Consider the following 21,443-nt stretch of genomic DNA (forward strand, 5'->3'; position numbering starts at 1 on the left):
TAGGTCTATTGTACCACACCGAACATACTTTCCCTAACTAATTCGCTCAAAAAAACCACAAACGACTTTTGTATCCGGTTGCAACGTTACTTAATATAATTAGTGAAACACTGACAATTCTTCATCTTTATTATATTTTCACTTATTTTCTTGCATTTTATGAAAATATTGATATATAATTTTCTTAAAATTTAATTTTAGGAGGAATTATTTAATGAAAAATAGATTAAGTCTCATTCCTTTCATTGCACTACTTTTTAGTTTGTTCGTCATTGGCAAATCAACTGTTGCTGCAGATGAAACAACTTATGAAATTGGAACGGATATTACTTTTGCGCCATTTGAATTTCAAAATGAAGATAAAGAATATGTAGGTATTGATATTGACTTATTAAAAGCGATTGCCAAAGATCAAGGCTTTCAAGTAAATTTACGCCCACTTGGTTTTGACACTTCCATTCAAGCAGTACAATCTGGCCAAGTCGCAGGAATGATTGCTGGTATGAGTATCACGGATGAACGCAAGCAAAGTTTTGATTTCTCCGACCCTTATTTTGAAAGTGGCATTCAAATGGCTGTGAAAGCTGATGATAATAGTATAAAGAGTTATAAAGATTTAAAAGGCAAAACAGTAGCTGCAAAGGTCTCAACTGAAAGTGCCACCTTCCTTGAAAAAAATCAAAAGAAATATGGCTATACCATTAAAACATATGATGATGCTAATGGCGTTTATGGCGCTTTAAAGAATGGTACCGTACAAGCTATTTTTGATGACTACCCAGTTATTGGTTATGCGGTGACTAAAGGTGAAGACTTGAAATTAGTCGGCGAACCTGAAAAAGGTAGTACCTATGGATTTGCTGTGAAAAAAGGAAAAAATCAAGAATTATTAAAGAAATTCAATGCCGGATTAAAAAAATTAAAAGACAACGGTGAATACCAAGCAATTCTTGATCGTTATATTGCCTCTTCTTCAAATACAGCAAGTGATAAAATGAAAAAGGTCACCCCTAAAAAAGATAAATATGTTATCGCAAGTGATACAGCCTTTGCACCATTTGAATTTCAAGATAGCAATAATGAGTTTACAGGTATTGATGTGGACTTATTAAAAGAAGCAGCAAAAATGCAAGGTTTTAATATTGAAATGAAATTTATTGGTTTTTCTGCTGCTGTTCAAGCGGTGGAAAATCATCAAGCAGATGCGATGATTGCTGGTATGACGATTACACCAGAACGTGAGAAAAGTTTTGACTTCTCTACGCCTTATTTCGAAAGTGGCATTCAATTAGCTGTAAAAAAAGGCAACGATAAGATTCAATCTTATAAAGACTTAAAAGGTAAAAAAGTCGGCGTGAAAGTTGGTACTGAGAGTGCTGATTATATCATGAATCATAAAGATGAATATGGTTATACCGTGAAACAATTTGATACCGCTGACCAACTTTATGATGCAGTAAAAGTCAATGCGGTGGATGCAATTATGGATGATTATCCAGTAATTGGTTATGCGATTAGCCAAGGACAAGCACTACAAACACCAATTAAACGTGTGACGGGTGGTAAATATGGTTTTGCTGTGAAAAAAGGCCAAAATCCAGAACTAATCGAAATGTTTAACGAAGCTTTAGCCGAAATGAAACGTACTGGCAAATATGATCAGATTGTTAATAAATATATTAAAGATGGCTCCACTACTGCAGAAAAGGGAGATTCAGTTTCAGAAAAAGGCATTATTGGTATTTTGAAAAACAATTATGGTGTGTTGCTTTCAGGTTTACTTAAAACCATCGGACTCGCATTATTATCTTTTGCTTTTGCATTGATTCTTGGGGTAATTGTTGGTTTGATGTCTGTCTCACATATCAAAGGTTTACGCGTCTTTGCTTCTGTTTATGTTGATATCATTCGTGGTATTCCGATGATGGTTTTAGCCTTCTTCATTTTCTTTGGTTTACCACAATTAATCGGATTTACGATTCCTGACTTTACAGCGGGTATCATCACCTTAACCTTAAATGCAAGTGCCTATCTTGCTGAAATTGTGCGTGGTGGGATTAATGCCGTGCCAACAGGTCAAATGGAAGCTGCTCGAAGTTTAGGTTTACCATATAGTAAAACCATGCAAAAAATTATCTTACCACAAGCAATCAAGATTATGTTACCTTCTTTCGTGAATCAATTTGTCATTTCATTAAAAGATACAACCTTAATTTCAGTAATTGGTGTGGTAGAGTTATTACAAACAGGTAAGATTATCGTTGCTCGTACTTTACAAAGTGCCGATGTTTACTTCATTATTGCTGTCATGTACTTAATCGTGATTACAGCCCTAACAAAATTTGCTAAAGTATTAGAAAAGAAGGTGAAATAATTCATGGCTGAAAAAATTTCTGTCCAAAACCTTGTCAAAAAATATGGTAATAACACTGTCTTAAATGATATCTCCATTTCAATTAAAGAAGGTGATGTGGTTTGTATCATTGGTCCTTCTGGATCTGGTAAATCAACCTTTTTACGATGCTTGAATAAATTAGAGGAACCAACAAGCGGGGATATTGTCATTGATGGTGCCCATTTAATGGATAAAAATACCGATATTAATTTGGTCCGTCAACATATTGGGATGGTATTCCAACATTTTAATCTCTTCCCTCACCTAACTGTCCTTGAAAATATAATTTTAGCACCAATGGATTTGAAAAAAGCGAGTCGTGATGAGGCCGAAAAAAATGCAATCCGTCTGCTTGATATGGTTGGTTTAGCTGATAAAAAAGATATGAAACCAGATAATCTTTCTGGTGGGCAAAAACAACGTGTCGCAATCGCCCGTGCCCTTGCAATGAATCCTGATATCATGTTGTTTGATGAACCAACTTCAGCACTCGATCCCGAAATGGTTGGTGATGTATTAAACGTAATGAAAGACTTAGCGAAACAGGGAATGACCATGGTAATTGTGACACATGAAATGGGATTTGCCAAAGAAGTTGCTAACCGTGTACTTTTCACTGACGGTGGGAAAATTCTAGAAGATGGCACGCCGCAACAAATTTTTGAAAATCCACAAAACGAACGTACCAAAGATTTCTTAAATAAAGTCTTAAATATTTAATCCTATAGCTGGCTCAATTCGGGTCAGCTATTTTTTGACTATCTTTTCAGTGAAATACTTGCTATAATAAAAAGCGAAATGATTGAAAGGAATTATGAAATTATCATGAATTATAAAGATTTAATCCTTAAAGATATTAAAAAAGGAATCTTGCTTGTAGGAAGTTGTATTTTATTAATCGTCTTTTGTGTAATCGCAATGATTTCGTATTCGAACCATCGCTTACTTGATGCCAGCAACCAAGAAAAAATCACATTTAGTTATGTCATTCCTAATGCTGCGGCTGAAACAAAAGATAATCATCTCTTCCATATTAGTGCCTACATTACTTTAGAAGGAACCAGAAAAGAATTGCTGACAGCAACCAATAAAAATGAGGCCCCCCTATTGTTGATGCATCCGATTCCTACTGATGAACTTTTTACGAATCAATTAAATGATCAAATGAAAACCAAACTATTTAAAAGCTTTGAAAAAACCGTTAAAGTGAATTTAGCTGATTACACCACGATGTCTGTCATTAGTAGTTTCGATGAGATTTCCTATAGTTTTAAAACGGATTTAAAAGACAGTTTAGCCAAAGATCATATTAAAGTAAAACATGTTCAATTCAGTTATAGTGAATAAAAAATACGCGAAGATTTCGAGTACTTACTCAAAATCTTCGCGTTTATTATTTTTTTGTATCAAGACAAACAGGATACTCATTGCAATGAGAAGTACTCCTAAACCAAAGAAACTAGACATAAAACCAAAACGTTCAATTAACGCTCCCATGAACGGAAATAAGATAATCATTGCAAAACTTCCCAACATGGCATAGACACTCAGCATGGTTGCCCGCACTTTAGAATCAAAGGCTGCTTGGAGTTCAGTTTCATACAGCGGATAAAAAAGAACGACTAATGCATCTGACACTAGAAATATTACAGCATATACAAAATGATTATTCAAAATAGTGAATAAGAAAAGCACCCCTGAGCATCCTAATATACTCCATAAAACCAACTGCGTCTTGATTTTTTGACCGATTTTATTTGCCAAGTAGATAGCCAAAATATTACAGCCGCTTGATAAAAGCATCATCAAACTAATTTGCCAAGACTGAAGGTAAGGTAACTGAGATTGGTAATAAAAATAATACATCGTAATCAAAGTCAACATAACCTGAACCATCAACATTTGGTAGAATAGTCGATTTTGCTTTCTAAATAGCTGATAAACTGTCTGGATAATTTGCAAAACAGTCGGACTTTCTTCTTTTTTCATTTTGATGGAAGGCTCTTTTATCCCCCAGATACAAAGAATTCCCAACAAAGAGCAAACAATCTGAATATGATAGGTATAAATGAGCCAACCATGAACTAAAAATCCGGCAACAACCATCCCTAACGTACGAGTGGCTTCTGAGATACCATTAAGATAGCTTATGAACGTTAGATATCTTGATTCTTGCTTAAGTTCTTTGGCTGTTTCATATAAAAGTGCCTGACTTGTGCCAGAATCAAAGTTATAGCCCCATGCACTAAAAATCATTCCCAAAGCATAAAGAAAAAAATTACCATTGCCAAAAATCATAAATAAGGCCGAAATAATCGTAACGAATCGCCCAAGGAAGAGATTACGTCGATAAGTAAAGCGATCTGCTAGTACGCCTGATGGGACTTCAGATAGTAAGCTGGTTAAATGAAAAAGACTTTCCAGAATACCAATTTGCCATAAAGACATCCCTTGCTGGCTTAAAAACAACAGCCAAAATGCAGTAATACCAAAAAAACTGAAAAATTCAGTGATACCCAATAAAGGTAAATTTCGTTTATATATTTGTTTCATCTTGTACCTTCTTTCCTAATAGAAATGACTATCAATTTAATAATAGAGGATTGTACATTCTTTGTCAGCGACTATGAAAAGTTTGTAAAGCTTGTAATCTTGCAACTTCATTTAGTTTTGTTATAATGTAGAAAGTTATGAATTAGGAGTGAAAAAATGAATCTAACAACCCTTGATATTATCGTGAGTATTATCTATTTTGTCACCGCTTTTGGTTATGCAATTAATTTATTTAGAAAAAAACAAAATCAAAAACTGCTCAAAATCATTTATTTATCGCTAGGTTTTCTACTTCCATATTGTCTATTTTTAGAAATCATCAATCACAGTGTTTGGTTCTTAATTCCAACTAGTTTTTTTGCTTTATTTTATTGGCAGTTTCATAAACGCCCCGCTAGACTAATCAATGGTTGGTTATTTATGTTATTTTGGCTTGTTTTTGCTGGATACTTAACTCTTATCGGGATTACCGCAAAATCTCTCATTCCTTTTGGCGTCTTGGGGTTATTCCTGATTATCTTTATCTTACTCGTTGCATTCGGCATTTACGGCTTAATCATTTTTCTACTGTGGAATAGTTATGTTGTCTTTAAAAAAGAATCGCGCAGTTTAGCCAATATGCTTACCTTTATCTGTGCAATCGGACTAATTTTATACTTATTCTTACAAATTTTTAGAGACCATTTACCACATTGGCTATTAAGTTTCTTAGCCTTACCTACCGTGATAACCGGATACTTCATGTTTGTTTTACTCAATTTTTTAATCTGTGTTTGGATTTACCAATTTTTACGTCCAAAACTTAACCAAGATTATCTTATTGTGCTTGGTGCAGGTTTGATTAATGGTGAACGAGTGACCCCATTACTTGCTCAACGTATTAATCGAGCAATCGAATTTTTCCACTTACAAAAAGCTAAGACAAATCATCAAGCAAAATTTATCATGTCTGGTGGTCAAGGGCCTGATGAAAAAATTTCAGAAGCACAAGCAATGAAAAATTATGCTTTAGAACAAGGAATAAATGAAGAAGATATTTTACTTGAAGATCAATCAACCACCACTTTAGAAAATATGCGGTTCAGTAAACAATTAATGGATAACCGTCTTATTAAACCTTATCGCGTCGTTTTCTTTTCTAATAATTATCATATTTTTCGGGCAGGAATTTTCGCCGAACAAGTTGGCCTAACTGCACAAGGCTTAGGCGCTCATACGGCACGCTACTTTCTACCAAATGCTTTACTGAGAGAATTCGCTGCTATTGTCATGATGAACAAACGACGCCACATGATTATTTGTGGTATTATTAGTGCATTTTATCTATTTATTTGGTTGGTAGATTTATATATTCATTTCCATCAATAAAAAAGAAGTTGCTAGCAAAAGTGTTAGCAACTTCTTTTTTGAATCATCAACCAGAATTACGTAAGCCTGTTGCAATCCCATTAATCGTAATATGAATTAATTTTTCAGTATTTTCACTATGTTTGCCACTTCTTAGTCGTTTGATTAATTCAATTTGAACATAATTTAATACATTGAAGTAAGGTAAACGATAATCTAAGCTTGAACGTAAATATGGGTTATCCGCCAATAATTCCTCTTGTTCTTCAATAGCCAAAATCACTTCTTTGGTTAACTTCCATTCTTTTAACAGCAAGTCATAAACTTCCTTTGATTCTGCCGTTTCACATAATTGGGCATATTGATGAGCAATATACATATTTGATTTGGATAAGACCATATCCACATTTGAAAGTAAAGAATGAAAGAATGGCCAAGTTTGATACATTCGTTGTAAAATCTCTAAATTACCTGGTGCTTGATCAATAAAGTCTTTGAAACTTGAACCTACACCATACCACCCCGGTAACATCACACGGTTTTGTGACCATGAAAAGACCCATGGAATCGCTCGTAATCCCCCAATTTCAGTAATGGTTTTACGTGCGGCTGGTCGTGAGCCGATATTTAAACTTGATACTTCTTTAATCGGACTCGCCGCAAAGAAATAATCATAAAATCCTGGATGATCAAAAACTAATTGACGATAGAAATGATAACTCTTTTCCGCAATGCCATCCATCAACTGTCTAAATTCCGCCAAAAGATCAGTATCAGTGACGCGTTGAGTGACCATACGTCCTAAAGTCGATGAAATCAGCATTTCTAGATTATAGTAAGCGGCATCTTTATTACCGTACTTATTCCCAATCACTTCGCCTTGTTCAGTTACACGAATTCTATCTTTAATTGAATCAAAAGGTTGAGAAGTAATCGCATCATAGCTTGAACCACCCCCACGTCCAACCGTTCCCCCACGTCCATGGAAGAAAGTAATCTTGACACCTAGCTCTTCGCCTAAATCTTTTAATTCATTTTGCGCTTTATATAATGTCCAACCTGATGCAAGGTAGCCGCCATCTTTATTACTATCTGAATAGCCAAGCATGATTTCTTGATAATTCTTCTTAGAGGCTAACCAACGTTTTACAATTGGCATCGTTAAATATTGGCGCATAATTGGTTCAGATTTATCTAAGTCTTCAATTGTTTCAAATAATGGCACGATTTGCACACGAGCAGCTTGACGATCAATCAACCCCACTTCTTTTAACATGATTGCCAATTCCAATAAGTCTGAAACACTTTCAGAATGAGAAATAATATGTTGCTTAATGATTTCTTCGCCCATTTTATCTTTTAATTTACGAGCCATTTTAAAGATTGCTAATTCTTTTGTTAAGGTCTCTGATTTCTCAACATTTGTAGCTGATAAAATTCGTGGGTCTTCTTCTAATTCCTTCAAGAGTACAGCGATTTTAGCTTCTTCATCTAATGCGGAATAGTCTTCTTCAATGTTGGCACTTTTGAGCAATTCAGCCACACAAGCTTCTAAGACACTAGAATCTTGACGCATATCAATACTCGCTAAATAGAATCCAAAAATTTCAGTGGCTTGAACCAATTCATTAAAATCACCTTTTAAAAGTGCTTCACCATGATTTTGCAATAATGAATTTTGGATTTTTTGTAAATCGTTTTGGAATTCACTTACTCGGTTATATCTAGGTTGCAAATCTTGATCTTCCACCACATAAGCCAAAGTATTTCTCAAACGTTCTTCAATATAACTAAATGCTTTGCGGTACAATTCTTTTTCACGGAATACAGACTGATCCTTTGATGCTTCAGCCATTAAAACAACCTCTTCACTGACTTGCGCTTGAGCCGTAGAAATAGAAAATGCAAAGTAAAGTTCTTGAATTTTTTTAATATAATAATTAAAAATGACCTCGCCTTGGGTAGTTGCAGAAATCTGTAAAGTATCCGCAGTCACATAAGGATTGCCGTCACGGTCGCCACCAATCCACATGCCCATCGTAATTGGCGTAGGCTGGTTCAACTGAATTCCTTTTTTGGCAGCTAATGTCTTATACTCATTCACTAAATTACTAATTGCCGTAATCAAAGAACGATCATAATACTCAGTGACATTGGTAATTTCATTTCTAACTTTTAATTTCTTTTCGCGAATCATATCCGTTTGCATAATCAATTCAATATGACGTCTTAAATCATCATACCATTTTTCTTTGTTGATTAAGCCTAATTTCACATCGCGGTGCTTTCTTAGTAACACATGAATTTGTTGGGTTAAACCAAGCATGGTCTTGCGCTGAACTTGGGTTGGATGTGCTGTTAATACTGGTACCACATTTAAATTTTGCAAAATTTCACGTGCTTGTGAAGATGCTGCAACTTGATTGATGGTATCTGATAATTTTCCCACATATTCTTGATTAGTATTATTTAAATAGTTCACTTGATAAGCTAAATCAACATCTTCAGAAATATTGATAAGCAATGGTAAGACAGAGAAATAGCGAGAGATAACTTCCATCTTTTCATTAGATATACCAGCAATCTTTTCTTCCAATTGACGATAATCTTTTTGAACTGATAAATTGGTTAAGTCTTCAATCAAAGTAAACTCTTCTTCTCCAATCATCTTCTTGGTTGTCTCAGCTAATAAAGTCGTTAATATGGCTACTTCTTCTTGAATGACCTCTTTATTATTACTATTTTCTAATTTCACTCGCACATTATACCCCCTAATAAGCTTTCTTTGTTACAAAGATATCATACCTTATTTTCAGAAAATGTAAATATGAGAATCTTCTAATTTTGCAATTTTCTTGAAAAATTTTCGTGTTTTTATGTTTTTTCATGATTTTCAGTCTAAGAATATTCGATTTTTTGATAGGACAACTATTCTTCGACTGCTTATCATTCACTTCTTAATATTTGCAGTAAAACTCTCTTATAGTTTCAAAATGATTAACTTAAGAAAAGGGAAAGTCACCACTAATCAATTAGTTTTTACTTGACACAGGCGATTACTTAAAGTATGGAATTTTCACTTTTTTCTGATTTTATCAATTTATATGAAAAAAATATTATTCAAAATAAAATAAATTGATATCCATTCCGCTTACTTAAACAGCCTAAATTTGCTAGAATACTTGGTATTAAAATAAATTCTCAAATATTTTCATAATTTAAATAGTTTTTTGATAAAAAATTTTTAGTGATTTTTTCATAATATCTGCTAAAATTATAAGTACCTATGAAAATTTAATGGAAAGTGGATAGTTTAGGCAATTTTGAAAGGGGAAAGAAATATGCTCGACAACTTATTAGAAAATAAAGTCCGAAACAAGATATTAATTTTTATGATTTTATTTAGTAACAATATCATTCATTTAGATAAAATGGTGACCTACTTAAATATTAGTGACGTATACTTAAAAGACTTAATAACAGAATTAAATCAATTACTTCAAGGAAAAGCGGTAATTCAATTTCAAAAGAACAGATATGTAAAGCTTACTCTCTCTAAATATGTGAATTATCTTGAAATATTACATGTGATTTATGGTGAATCCGTCATTTTGAAATATTTTGAATTTTTAATCAATAATCATAATCAATTACCATTTAGTTCATTTATAGAAAAAAATTACCATTCAATTGCAAACGCTTATCGAATTAAGAAAAAAGCTGAAAAATATTTAAAACAGATTGGTTTAAAAACATATAAACATCAAATTGCCGGTCCTGAATATAGAATTCGTTTCTTTATCGCTATGCTATATTCACAATACGGCATTAATTATCAGCCCATCTCTCAAAAAGATATACAGATTGCACATCAATTTATCCTCTCATCCAATCATTCTATTCTACCCAAGTTATTAGAAACAACTACGGATGATTTTTTGTTTTTCGAGATATTGCTAGTTTTAACTTGGGTTAGACGAGAAAATACAATAGAAATAAAGGAATGGGAAGATTTAACAGCACTAAAAAAACTCTTTATTTACCAACGCTTGCTTGATTTTGTACATCTAAATTTGGAAAAATCTTTAAATACGTATTTTAATCAAACTGAATTAGACTATATCTTTTTATGTTATTGCACAACCAATAATTTTCTTTTTTCAGACCAATGGGGAAACGAAGATATTAAAGCTCTACATCAAGTAGTCTTCACAAATCAAAAAATTAAGAGTCTTTTACAACATTTTTCACAAAAATTACGCTTAGGTAAAGAGGTTATTTTTACTAGAAATTTCCGAGTCGCAATTGTTTATTTTTATAAAAAATTTATTTTAAATTTACACCCTTTGCTTCCCAACAGTAATCCGTTCATATACAATACTTTAAGTCCTACCCAAAAAGTGCTCTTTAATCAAGTGCAACGAATTATTGATTCTTGGCAAACAACAAATAATATTTCCTATTTTTTTACTAATGAACAAATCTATTTTTTAACCAATCAAATAGAAGTTACTTATCAACTTTTTATTCCTGAAATTGATATCATGATTGTAACAAATACAATTAGTGAATTTGAAAGTATCTCGTTAAAATTAACAACTACTTTTAATCATTATAAATTAAATCCCAAAGTATTTATGATTAACGCTGAAGATATTAATAAATTATATCAAAAGAAAAATACTATTGTTTTAATACATCCAAAATTTGCAAATTTTATCGACGAAACAAAAATACCTGCTAGCTCACATATCTTAAAGCTTGCCATCGACTATTTACCTACCTATCAAGAACAACTGATTCAACTTTTTAAACAATTCAACAATCAATCATTTCTAGCATTATTAAATTAAAAAAGACGGTTTACCCAATCTACTTTGGTCAGGTAAACCGTTTTTCCATTATATTTATTTATTTTTTCTTAAAGGCATCCTTCATTTTATCAAAGAAACCCTCACCTTGTTGTTCAGTCACTTTATGCCCACTTGCTTGAGCGAACTGACGTAAAGCAGCTTTTTGTTCTTCATTTAAGTTTTTCGGTGTAATGATTTTCACTTTAACGTGTTGGTCACCATTTCCGCCGCCACGCAATCTTGGTGCTCCTTTACCACGAAGTCTGAAGTTTGTCCCAGTTTGTGTTCCAGCTGGTACCTTTAATTTCACTTCACCATGAACAGTTGGTACGTTAATTTCATCACCCAAAGCTGCTTGCACAAAGTTAAGTGGTAATTCGTAATAAATTTCTGCACCATCTCGATCAAAGATATCGCTTTGTTCAACTCTAAAGACGACGTATAAATCACCATAAGGGCCACCATTATAGCCAGCTTCCCCTTGATTTGCTAAGCGCATTTGTTGACCATCTTCCACACCTGCAGGCACATTTACTTTCACAGTGTGACTATGTTTTTCGCGTCCTGTACCGTGACAAGTTGTACATGGATCACTAATCGTCTTACCTGTACCATTACATTGATCACAAGCACTGCGCGTCATTACACGACCAAGTGGTGTTTGACGTTCGACATTAATAACACCAGAACCATGACATTTGCTACATGTTTGTGGATGTGTGCCTGGTTTTGCTCCACTACCACCACATGTATGACATAATTCATCACGATTATATTTAATACTCTTTTCTACGCCAAAAATTGCTTCTTCAAAGCCTAGATTAATGACATATTGTAAATCCGAACCTTGTCTAGGTGCATTTGGGTTGCTTCGTGATGCACCGCCGCTAAAGAAGGACTCAAAAATATCTTCAAATCCTCCAAAACCAGCGCCGCCACCGAAGCCACCAAAACCTCCGCTGAATCCGCCAGCTCCAAAATTAGGATCATTTGCAGCATGACCATATTGATCATAGGCAGCACGTTTTTGACTATCGCTTAAAACTTCATATGCTTCAGAGATTTCTTTAAACTTTTCTTCAGCATCGGGCGCTTTATTAATATCTGGGTGATACTTCTTTGATAGCTTACGATAAGCCTTTTTTATTTCATCATCAGAAGCACTTTTAGATACACCAAGTACTTCATAATAATCTCTTTTATCAGCCATTAGCTTACCTCCAAAAATCAATTTCCCTAGTATTTTATCATAACTAGTTGCTATCAGTAAACAAAGAGTGTGACAAAGCTGCCACACTCTTTTTGTTTACGATTATTTGTCGTCGTCTACTTCTTCAAAGTCAGCATCTACGACATCGTCTGCGCTACCTTGTGCTGCATTTGGATCTTGTTGTTGGGCAGCTTGTTGAGCTTGAGCCGCTTGTTCGTATAATTTAACCGTTAAGTTTTGTACGATTTCATTTAAAGCATCACGTTTTGCTTTCATTTCTTCAATGTTGTTTGCTTCTACGGCTGCTTTTAATTCATCACGTGCAGTTTCAGCTTTCTTCACTTCGTCTGCATCTACTTTACCTTCTAATTCTTTCAATGTCTTATCTACAGTGAATAATAAAGTATCTACATCGTTACGTAAATCCGCTTCTTCTTTACGTGCTTTATCCGCTTCGGCATTCGCTTCAGCATCTTTCACCATACGTTCGATTTCTTCATCTGATAAACCTGAAGAAGATTTAATGGTAATCTTTTGTTCTTTTTGAGTTCCTAAATCTTTAGCAGAAACATTTACAATACCGTTCTTGTCGATATCAAATGTTACTTCGATTTGAGGAATACCACGAGGTGCAGGTGGAATATCCGTTAATTGGAATCTTCCTAATGTCTTGTTATCAGCAGCCATTGGACGTTCACCTTGTAAAACATGAATGTCTACAGCAGGTTGGTTATCAGCAGCTGTTGAGAAGACTTGTGATTTACTTGTTGGGATTGTTGTATTACGGTCGATTAATTTTGTAAATACACCACCCATTGTTTCAATACCTAATGATAATGGAGTTACGTCTAGTAATACGATATCTTTCACATCACCAGTGATTACCCCACCTTGGATAGCAGCACCCATGGCAACTACTTCATCAGGGTTTACTGATTTATTTGGTTCTTTACCAGTTTCTTTACGTACTGCTTCAACAACTGCAGGAATACGAGTTGAACCACCAACTAAGATAACTTCGTCGATTTCTGATTGACTTAAACCAGCATCTTTTAAAGCTTGACGTACTGGAATTTTTGTACGTTCAACTAAATCAACAGTTAATTCGTCAAATTTCGCACGAGTTAATGTCATTTCTAAGTGTAATGGACCTGATTGGCTTGCAGTGATGAATGGTAAACTAATTTGAGTACTTGTTACACCTGATAAGTCTTTCTTCGCTTTTTCAGCTGCATCTTTTAGACGTTGTAATGCCATTTTATCTGTTGAAAGATCAATGCCATTTTCTTTCTTGAATTCAGCAACTAAGTAATCGATAATCTTGTTATCAAAATCATCCCCACCTAGATGGTTATCGCCGGCTGTTGATAATACATCAAATACACCGTCACCTAATTCAAGGATAGATACGTCAAATGTACCACCACCAAGGTCGAATACTAAGATTTTTTCATCTTTGTCAGTCTTATCCAAACCATAAGCTAAAGCTGCTGCAGTTGGTTCATTGACAATACGTTCTACTTCTAAACCAGCAATTTTACCAGCGTCTTTCGTTGCTTGACGTTGTGCATCGTTGAAGTAAGCTGGTACTGTGATAACTGCTTTTTCAACTTTTTCTCCTAGATAATCTTCTGCAAAACCTTTGATATATTGTAAAATCATTGCAGAAATTTCTTGTGGTGTGTATTGTTTACCTTCCACATCTACTTTATATCCTGCTTCACCCATATGACGTTTAATAGATGAAATAGTGTTTGGGTTCGTAACTGCTTGACGTTTTGCTACTTCCCCTACTTGGATTTCGCCATTTTTAAATGAAACCACAGATGGTGTTGTACGATTTCCTTCTGGGTTTGTAATAATTTTTGCCTCGCCGCCTTCTAAGACAGCAACAGCAGAGTTTGTTGTACCTAAGTCAATACCAATAATTTTACTCATATTAAAAATCTCCTTTAACTAATCTATTTTATTGAGCGACAACAACCATACTTGGTCGTAACACGCGATCATGCAATTTATAGCCTTTTTGCAGGACTTGTACAATTGAATCAGCTGGAAATTCATCACTCGCGGGAATGGTTTGAACTGCTTGATGTAAAGTTGGATCAAAAGTAACCCCTTCTGCAGGTATCTCTTCAATACCTTCTTCTTTAAAGGCATGGCGCATACTTTCAAGCACCATTTCAATTCCTTTTTTCAAGCTAGCCCCTTGCTCATCGCTTACTTCAATTGCCATCGCACGCTCTAAATTATCAAGTGAAGTTAATAATTTTTTACCTAAATCTTGTGAACGATATTTTTGTAATTGCTCTCGTTCATTACGATTGCGGTTAGTGATATTTGCAATTTCCGCTGAAGCACGTAAAAATTTGTCTTCCATTTCCTCTAATTTTTCTTGGAGGACTTCTACATCACTTTTGACTTCTTCTTGAACTTCTTCATCTGTATCTGCAGACGTTTCTAATGTTTCTTCCACTTCAACAGTCTCTTGTTCAAGTTCTTCCGTCTTTTTCTCCTTTTCAGACAATTGACATTCGTCCTTTCTGTGTATATTTACTATCGGTATTGATCCAATGACCGATAATACTCACCTAATTTTTCACTTAACTCTTGGCGGAAAGTATCGAGTAATCCAAACATTTTAGAGTACTGCATACTGCTTGGTCCAAGTAAAGCAATTGTACCTTGACCATGACCGTCAATTTGATAAGTAGCTTGAATTAAACTCATATTTTGAAATAAATCATGACCTATTTCTGAACCAATCCTAATTTGAATGGATTGATCAGATGGCGTAATTAACTGATTTAAACCATCCGTATCACTCATCAAATCATACATGAGTTTGAAATGCTGTAAGTCTTGCGTAGGTTCGTAGTTTAATAGATTCATTCGACCGCTAACATAAACTTTCTCTTCAAAAAGTTGATTCAACATGCCGTCGAACAAGCCCAAAATTCCTTCTGTGCTCTGATAATACTTATGCAAAGTCATCGGAATCTCGGTACGTAATCGATGATAAACGGTTAATAAGTCTTCTCCGACCAGGCGATCATTAATAATTTGAACCATTTTTTCTAAATCACTACTTTGAATACTGTAGGGAATCGAAAAAATACGACTTTGAACATTTCCTTTGTCAGTTACTAAAATGGCTACAACTTGATGATTGTTTAGCGGAACCATACGAAAACCAGTTAATTTTCGTGTTTTCACATCAGGCCCTAATGAAAAAGCCGTATAACTGGTTAACTCAGATAAGATATCCGCAGACTCTTGAATGATTTCATTAATCTCATGAAACTCTCTTCTGAAACCTTGACGAATCTTCAGTCGTTCTTGTTCATCAACGGTAGTCGGTTTTAATAAATAATCTACATAATAGCGATAACCAGCAATCGAAGGAATACGTCCAGAAGAAGAATGGGTCTTTGCTAATAATCCATGTTCTTCTAAACTTTTCATCTCATTTCGAATGGTGGCTGAACTAGCATCTATGCCGTCATTCATTAACTTTTTAGAACCAACAGGCTGATTGTTTTTTGTGTAATTCTGGATGATCAATCGTAGTATATCTTTTTGTCTTTGTGTTAACATTGTCTCACCCCTTATTAGCACTCTATGTTCTTAAGTGCTAATACAATTATAAATATATCACACTTCTAGTAATTGTCAAGAAAAAGAACTAAAAAAATTAGCACTCTCGATTAAAGAGTGCTAATTTTAACATTTCTTAAGATTTAGAACAACTCATCGCCGCTCTTGAACTCTAATCCAGGATGATTATCAAAACGAACCACACCGATTGCAACTTCAGGTCCAACAGCTTTCTTCACTTGAGCTACCCCTTCGATACCAAAACCGCCACATAATTCAATTGCATTGACACCATTCGCTACTAAATCTTTGGCAGCTAAAACAGCATCGGCATAATCTTTAGCACCAACAGTTGTTAAATCAACCGCTTCTGTTTGGACCACACTGCGATTACTTTTATAGTCTGCATTGGGCGCTAAAAAGATAAACGCTGCATTCAGTTTCATTTCAATCACCTCATCTTATAATACAAGTGCATATGGATGTTCTAAGTAGAAGATGACACGAGCTAAGAAGTCAGCTGCAGGAGCGCCATCGATTACTTGATGATCAAAGGTTAAACTTAATGGTAATTTTTGTTTTTGAACCACTTGACCATCTTCTAAAGCCAATTCGCTCATTAATGTACCTACACCTAAGATACCAACTTCAGGCGTATTCAAGATTGGTGTGAAGTATTCTACACCTGTTTTACCAATATTAGTAATTGTAAAGGTTGAGCCAGCATAATGTTCACCAGATAACGTACCATCTTGGGCTTTGCTGATACGATCTTGTAATGTCTTAGCTAAAGTTGTTAAAGTCATCTTATCGGCATCTTCAACAACTGGTACAACTAAACCATCATCTAGCGCAACAGCCATACCTAAATGAACAGCTTCTACTTCTTCTAATTGACCATTGCCATACCAAGCATTCATCGCTGGTTTGTCTTTCAAAGCAAGAATCACAGCTCTTGATAATAAAGTTGTAATACTTGTTTGTCCATCGTTTAATGGAATATCGGCTTTTTCCTTCAAATCTTTTCTGAAGGCCATTAAACTTGTAATATCAGCTTTTTGATGAATGGTAAGTTGTGCGCTTTGATGTAAACTATTCATCATACGTTGCGCAATCGTCTTACGCATACCCTTCAAGCCTTCACCATAGCTTGCAGGTGCTGCTGATGCTTGAGTAGCTACTTGTGGTTGATACATTTCTACGTCGCGACGTGTAATACGACCATTACCACCAGTACCATTAATTAATGAAATATCATATCCTTTGCTTGCAGCGATTTTACGTGCAAGTGGTGTAATAAAGATTCTATCACCACTACGAGCAACTTTAGCTTCTGGTGCTGGAGCTACTTTTGGTGCACTTTCTTCTTTTGCTGGAGCCGGTGTTTCTTCTTTAGGTGTTGGTGCTGCTGATTGAACAACTTCGCCTGCTGCGCCAATTACTGCAATTGGTTCTTTACATGGTACTTCTTGTCCAACAGCTACCAAATTAGAGATAACCCCAGCTTCAGGTGCTTCTACATCGTGGGTTAATTTTTCGGAACTAATCGTACATACGACTTCTCCTTTTTCCACGGTATCCCCTTCATTTTTGAACCATTGATCGACGGTTCCTTCTGTCATTGTCAAACCTAATTTTGGCATTAATACTTCTGTTGCCATGCGCACTCACCCCCTTATTTCTTTAAGTCGTCAATAATTTCTTCGGCTTCTTCCATCACGCGTTTTGCATTTGGTAAGTATAATTGTTCTAGATTTGTTGCAAATGGAACAGGTGTATTTGGAGCAGTGACGCATTTAATTGGTCCATCTAGATAATCAAATGCTTTGTTTCCGATAACTGCTGCAATATCTGTCGCTGTATTATTGTGTGGATTTGCTTCATCAATAACAATTAAGCGACCTGTTTTCTTCACAGAGTTAATAATTGTTTCTTGATCCCAAGGGGCAACAGTTACAAGGTCAATGACTTCAACTGATACGCCTTCTTTTTCTAATTTTTCAGCAACTTCTAAAGCTACATAAAGCATCTTACCAATTGTAACAATCGTTAAATCAGTACCTTCACGTTTTACTTTAGCTTTACCGATTTCTACAGTATAGTATTCTTCTGGCACTTCATCTTTTAAACCATATAAAGTTTTATCTTCAAAGTATACTACAATATTATCGTCAGCAATTGCAGCATTTAATAATCCTTTGGCATCATATGGATTTGAAGGTACAACAACTTTCAAACCAGGAATTGAACCAAACATGCCATAGTATGAACCAGAGTGTTGCGCAGCAGCACTTGCACCAGCACCATGACAAGTACGAATCGTCATAGGAATTTTTGCTTTACCACCGAACATATAACGCATCTTAGAACCTTGTGCTAAAATCGTATCAAAACAGAATCCTAAGAAGTCGTTGAACATTAATTCGGGTACTGGGCGTAATCCAGTTGCAGCAGCCCCAACAGCCGCACCCATATAACCCATTTCAGAAATAGGGGTATCAATCACACGTTCGCGACCAAATTTTTGCATCAAGCCTTTGGTTACGCCGAATACACCGCCCCATGCATCTTCATTTTCTTCTTCTAAGTGTTTAACAGTCACACCACCGGCGATATCTTCACCAAGTAAGATGACGCGATCATCTTTTTCCATTGATTGTTCTAATGCTTCATTGATGGCGTTCATAAATGTAATTCTTCTAGTCATGATATAATACTCCTTTCAATTAATTCACGTAAACATCTTCAAAGAGTGCTTCAGGACGTGGAACTGGACTATCTTGAGCAAATTTAATCGCATGAGCAATATCTTCATTTGATTGTTCTTCGATAGCTTTAATTTCTTTTGCAGTTAAGATTTTTTCTTTCTTCAAGTAGTTTGCGAAATCTTCAATACAATCGCGATCTGCAAAGGCTTTTTCATCTCCACTTGGAGCTTTATATTTTTGTTCGTCACCTTCGAAGTGTCCATAATTACGATAAGTTACGCATTCTAAGATAGTAGGTCCTTCGCCTTTACGTGCACGTTCAATTGCACGACCAGCTGCTTCGTAAACGGCAACTAAATCTTTTCCATCGACGCGTTCACCAGGAATACCATAAGCTGCTGCACGTTCTGCAATTGTCTTAGAACCTGAAGAATAAGTTTGTGGTGTTGATTCAGCGAACTGGTTATTTTCATTAACGAAAATTACTGGTAAATCCCAAATTGAAGCTAAGTTAATTCCTTCGTGGAAAGTACCTTCGTTAGCAGCACCATCACCAAAGAAGCATACAGCAACACTATCTGTTTTTAGATATTTATTACGTAAACCAGCACCTACTGCAATTGGAAAGCCCCCACCTACCATACCGTTGGCACCAAGCATCCCTTTATCTACGTCGGCAATGTGCATTGAACCACCTTTACCTTTACATAGACCAGTTTCTTTACCATAAATTTCAGCCATCATGCCATCTAAATCACAGCCTTTAGCAATACAGTGACCATGACCACGGTGCGTACTTGTAATATAGTCTGCATCAGTTAAATGTGCACATACACCAGTTGCAATTGCTTCTTCACCAGCGTATAAGTGTACGAATCCAGGAATTTCACCGGAAGTAAAGATGCGGTGTACTTCATCTTCAAAATGACGGATATCGTACATTTTCTTTAAGATCCATTCTGCTTTTTCCTTGCTAATTTTAGTCATGAAAAATTCCTCCTCATCTATTCATGATTTAAAAACTTTTTGCCACATCGCTAATGGTTTCAGATAAGGTTGGGTGAGCAAAAACCATTCGCGCGATTTCATCAATTGTACCTTCTGATTCTTTCACTGCTAAGATTGTATGAATCATTTCGGTTGCATGAGCGCCAACAATCACTGCGCCTAGAATTTGTTGATATTTACCTTCAATAATAATTTTGACAAAGCCATTTGTTTCTTCACTCGCAATTGCCTTACCATTACTTGCAAAGGCCATTTTCTTCACTTGAACATTTTCATAGCGTTCTTTTGCTTGTTCTAAACTTAAACCAAAACTTGCGACTTCCGGTTGGGTATAAAGACAACGTGGAATACTTGTTTGGTCAAGTGTATGTTTATCTTTATCGCAAATTGCTGCCACTGCACATAAACCTTCCGCACTAGCTGCATGTGCTAATTGATAACCACCTACTAAATCACCAATAGCATAAACATGAGGTTGGCTTGTTTGATAATGGCGATCTACTTTGACAAAGCGTTGACGTTCATCTAATTCAAGTCCTAACTGTTTGGCAAGTGTTAAATCAGCTCGCCGTCCAGTTGCTACTAATAATTTTTCAAATGGAACAACGACTTCATCTAAAACAACTGCATCTTTTTTCACTTCTTGAATTTTCGCTTGCGTATAAATTTTAATACCCATTTTTTGAAGTTGAGACTTAACAACTTTACGCGCTTCTTCGTCTTCGGTTAATAAAATATCTGGTGCGACTTCAATCAAGGTAACTTCACTACCTAATGGACGCATCGCAAAAGCTAATTCTACTGCGATAACCCCACCACCGATAATGGTTAATTTTTTAGGAAATTCTGTTTGTTTGAAGAAAGTATCGGTTGTAAGATAATCTGCTTGATCTACGCCATTAATTGGTGGCACAAAAGGTGAGCTACCTGTTGCTAATAGTAAATCTTGATAACCAATTTCCTTGCCATTCACCATTAATTTGCCATTTTCAAAACTTGCTTCGCCTTCGATATAGTCTACGCGATTTGATTTAAATAGTCCGTGAATGCCACCTTGTAATTTCTTTACTACTTGATCTTTTCTCGCAACTAATTTTGGAAATTCAAAGCTTACTTCTTGTTTTGCAAATCCAAATTTTGCTGCTTCTTGGCCTGCTAGTACCCAATGTGCATGTTGGATATAAGATTTGGATGGAATACAACCTACATTTAAGCACGTTCCACCGATTTGGTTTCGTTCAATAACTGCGGTCTTCTTTCCATTTTGGGCTGCTTTGACTGCCGCTACATAGCCTCCAGGTCCAGAGCCTATCACGACTAAATCATAACTGGTCATTTAAAATCCCCCTTTCAGTTGACACTTGCATGTCGCAACACCCCTTTCTTCTCTTTACACTTTAATATAAGCAAATACCACGCCAACTTTTATTAAACGCTTACATTTTCACAATATTTTAAGTCGTATATACTGAAATATAGGTAAATAAACGTTTTTTAAAGTATATTTTTCACAATGTTTTGTTCGGGTTCTAAGCGTTTTCATTTTGTATCATCATTTTGATACAAAATGTCTCAAATTGTATCAAAATGATTCTCAGCCATCACTTTATATAGACAAAAAACAGGAGCACCTACACAGCGCGCCTGTTTTTAGGGTCTATGATATTTAGTGTTGTTACTCAAACGGAGGATAACACTAAATATCTTTTTTTATACTCATAATAATAGAAAAAGACATCTGTTTCCTCTATAATTAAGTCGACCAAAACCAT

16 protein-coding genes are annotated in these 21,443 nt (G+C 35.3%); 5 read left to right on the forward strand and 11 right to left on the reverse strand.

Translation table 11 applies throughout. The annotated features are described in order from the left end of the window. Nucleotides 1-214: 214 nt before the first annotated feature. The 3 genes from ACTQZM_RS07175 to ACTQZM_RS07185 all read left to right on the forward strand — a co-directional run bounded on the left by ACTQZM_RS07175 (nt 215) and on the right by ACTQZM_RS07185 (nt 3,742). Entirely contained in the window at nt 215-2,374 is a 2,160-nt protein-coding gene (locus tag ACTQZM_RS07175; protein WP_441653339.1) for an amino acid ABC transporter substrate-binding protein/permease, read from the forward strand. Nucleotides 2,375-2,377: 3 nt separating this feature from the next. Continuing rightward, nucleotides 2,378-3,115, forward strand: coding sequence for an amino acid ABC transporter ATP-binding protein (locus ACTQZM_RS07180; protein WP_113826900.1), 738 nt, complete (start codon nt 2,378-2,380; stop codon nt 3,113-3,115). 105 nt (nt 3,116-3,220) lie between these two features. Then, the gene (locus ACTQZM_RS07185) at nt 3,221-3,742 is read left to right on the forward strand and encodes a hypothetical protein (RefSeq protein WP_441653340.1); all 522 of its coding nucleotides are present in this window, start codon (nt 3,221-3,223) and stop codon (nt 3,740-3,742) included. A gap of 24 nt (nt 3,743-3,766) precedes the next feature. On the opposite strand, the gene ACTQZM_RS07190 is transcribed toward ACTQZM_RS07185, so the two are convergent. Then, the gene (locus ACTQZM_RS07190) at nt 3,767-4,948 is read right to left on the reverse strand and encodes an MFS transporter (RefSeq protein ID WP_441653341.1); all 1,182 of its coding nucleotides are present in this window, start codon (nt 4,946-4,948) and stop codon (nt 3,767-3,769) included. Nucleotides 4,949-5,104: 156 nt separating this feature from the next. Between ACTQZM_RS07190 and ACTQZM_RS07195 the strand changes: the two genes are divergently transcribed. Then, nucleotides 5,105-6,316 (forward strand): ElyC/SanA/YdcF family protein, encoded by a 1,212-nt coding sequence (locus ACTQZM_RS07195; RefSeq protein ID WP_441653342.1) that lies wholly within the window; start codon nt 5,105-5,107, stop codon nt 6,314-6,316. Between the two features lie 46 nt (nt 6,317-6,362). Here the strand turns inward: ACTQZM_RS07195 and ppc are convergent, their stop codons facing one another. Then, complete coding sequence (gene ppc, locus ACTQZM_RS07200; protein ID WP_441653343.1) at nt 6,363-9,056, reverse strand: phosphoenolpyruvate carboxylase; 2,694 nt, start codon at nt 9,054-9,056, stop codon at nt 6,363-6,365. A gap of 580 nt (nt 9,057-9,636) precedes the next feature. Between ppc and ACTQZM_RS07205 the strand changes: the two genes are divergently transcribed. Further along, nucleotides 9,637-11,148 (forward strand): helix-turn-helix domain-containing protein, encoded by a 1,512-nt coding sequence (locus ACTQZM_RS07205; RefSeq protein WP_441653344.1) that lies wholly within the window; start codon nt 9,637-9,639, stop codon nt 11,146-11,148. Nucleotides 11,149-11,206: 58 nt separating this feature from the next. Here the strand turns inward: ACTQZM_RS07205 and dnaJ are convergent, their stop codons facing one another. The 9 genes from dnaJ to lpdA form a co-directional block, all read right to left on the reverse strand. Then, complete coding sequence (dnaJ, locus tag ACTQZM_RS07210; protein ID WP_441653345.1) at nt 11,207-12,358, reverse strand: molecular chaperone DnaJ; 1,152 nt, start codon at nt 12,356-12,358, stop codon at nt 11,207-11,209. A 102-nt stretch (nt 12,359-12,460) separates the two neighbouring features. Continuing rightward, nucleotides 12,461-14,296: a molecular chaperone DnaK gene (dnaK, locus tag ACTQZM_RS07215; protein ID WP_248626142.1), complete on the reverse strand. Its 1,836-nt coding sequence runs from the start codon at nt 14,294-14,296 to the stop codon at nt 12,461-12,463. 28 nt (nt 14,297-14,324) lie between these two features. Continuing rightward, nucleotides 14,325-14,885: a nucleotide exchange factor GrpE gene (gene grpE, locus ACTQZM_RS07220; RefSeq protein ID WP_349277141.1), complete on the reverse strand. Its 561-nt coding sequence runs from the start codon at nt 14,883-14,885 to the stop codon at nt 14,325-14,327. Between the two features lie 29 nt (nt 14,886-14,914). After that, nucleotides 14,915-15,955, reverse strand: a complete 1,041-nt coding sequence (gene hrcA / locus ACTQZM_RS07225) for an HrcA family transcriptional regulator (RefSeq protein ID WP_441653346.1) — start codon at nt 15,953-15,955, stop codon at nt 14,915-14,917. Nucleotides 15,956-16,098: 143 nt separating this feature from the next. Continuing rightward, on the reverse strand, nt 16,099-16,401 hold the full coding sequence (locus tag ACTQZM_RS07230) for a DUF6506 family protein (RefSeq protein ID WP_248626138.1): 303 nt from the start codon (nt 16,399-16,401) through the stop codon (nt 16,099-16,101). A gap of 15 nt (nt 16,402-16,416) precedes the next feature. Further along, nucleotides 16,417-17,616: a dihydrolipoamide acetyltransferase family protein gene (locus ACTQZM_RS07235; protein WP_248626136.1), complete on the reverse strand. Its 1,200-nt coding sequence runs from the start codon at nt 17,614-17,616 to the stop codon at nt 16,417-16,419. 14 nt (nt 17,617-17,630) lie between these two features. Continuing rightward, nucleotides 17,631-18,662, reverse strand: a complete 1,032-nt coding sequence (locus ACTQZM_RS07240; protein WP_441653347.1) for an alpha-ketoacid dehydrogenase subunit beta — start codon at nt 18,660-18,662, stop codon at nt 17,631-17,633. A gap of 19 nt (nt 18,663-18,681) precedes the next feature. Further along, entirely contained in the window at nt 18,682-19,650 is a 969-nt protein-coding gene (locus tag ACTQZM_RS07245) for a thiamine pyrophosphate-dependent dehydrogenase E1 component subunit alpha (RefSeq protein WP_016251938.1), read from the reverse strand. A gap of 28 nt (nt 19,651-19,678) precedes the next feature. After that, nucleotides 19,679-21,007 (reverse strand): dihydrolipoyl dehydrogenase, encoded by a 1,329-nt coding sequence (gene lpdA / locus ACTQZM_RS07250; RefSeq protein WP_441653348.1) that lies wholly within the window; start codon nt 21,005-21,007, stop codon nt 19,679-19,681. Nucleotides 21,008-21,443: the final 436 nt, after the last annotated feature.

The sequence above is a fragment of the Enterococcus cecorum genome (assembly GCF_052119425.1).
In the GTDB taxonomy this organism is placed as follows: Bacteria; Bacillota; Bacilli; order Lactobacillales; family Enterococcaceae; genus Enterococcus_E; species Enterococcus_E cecorum_C.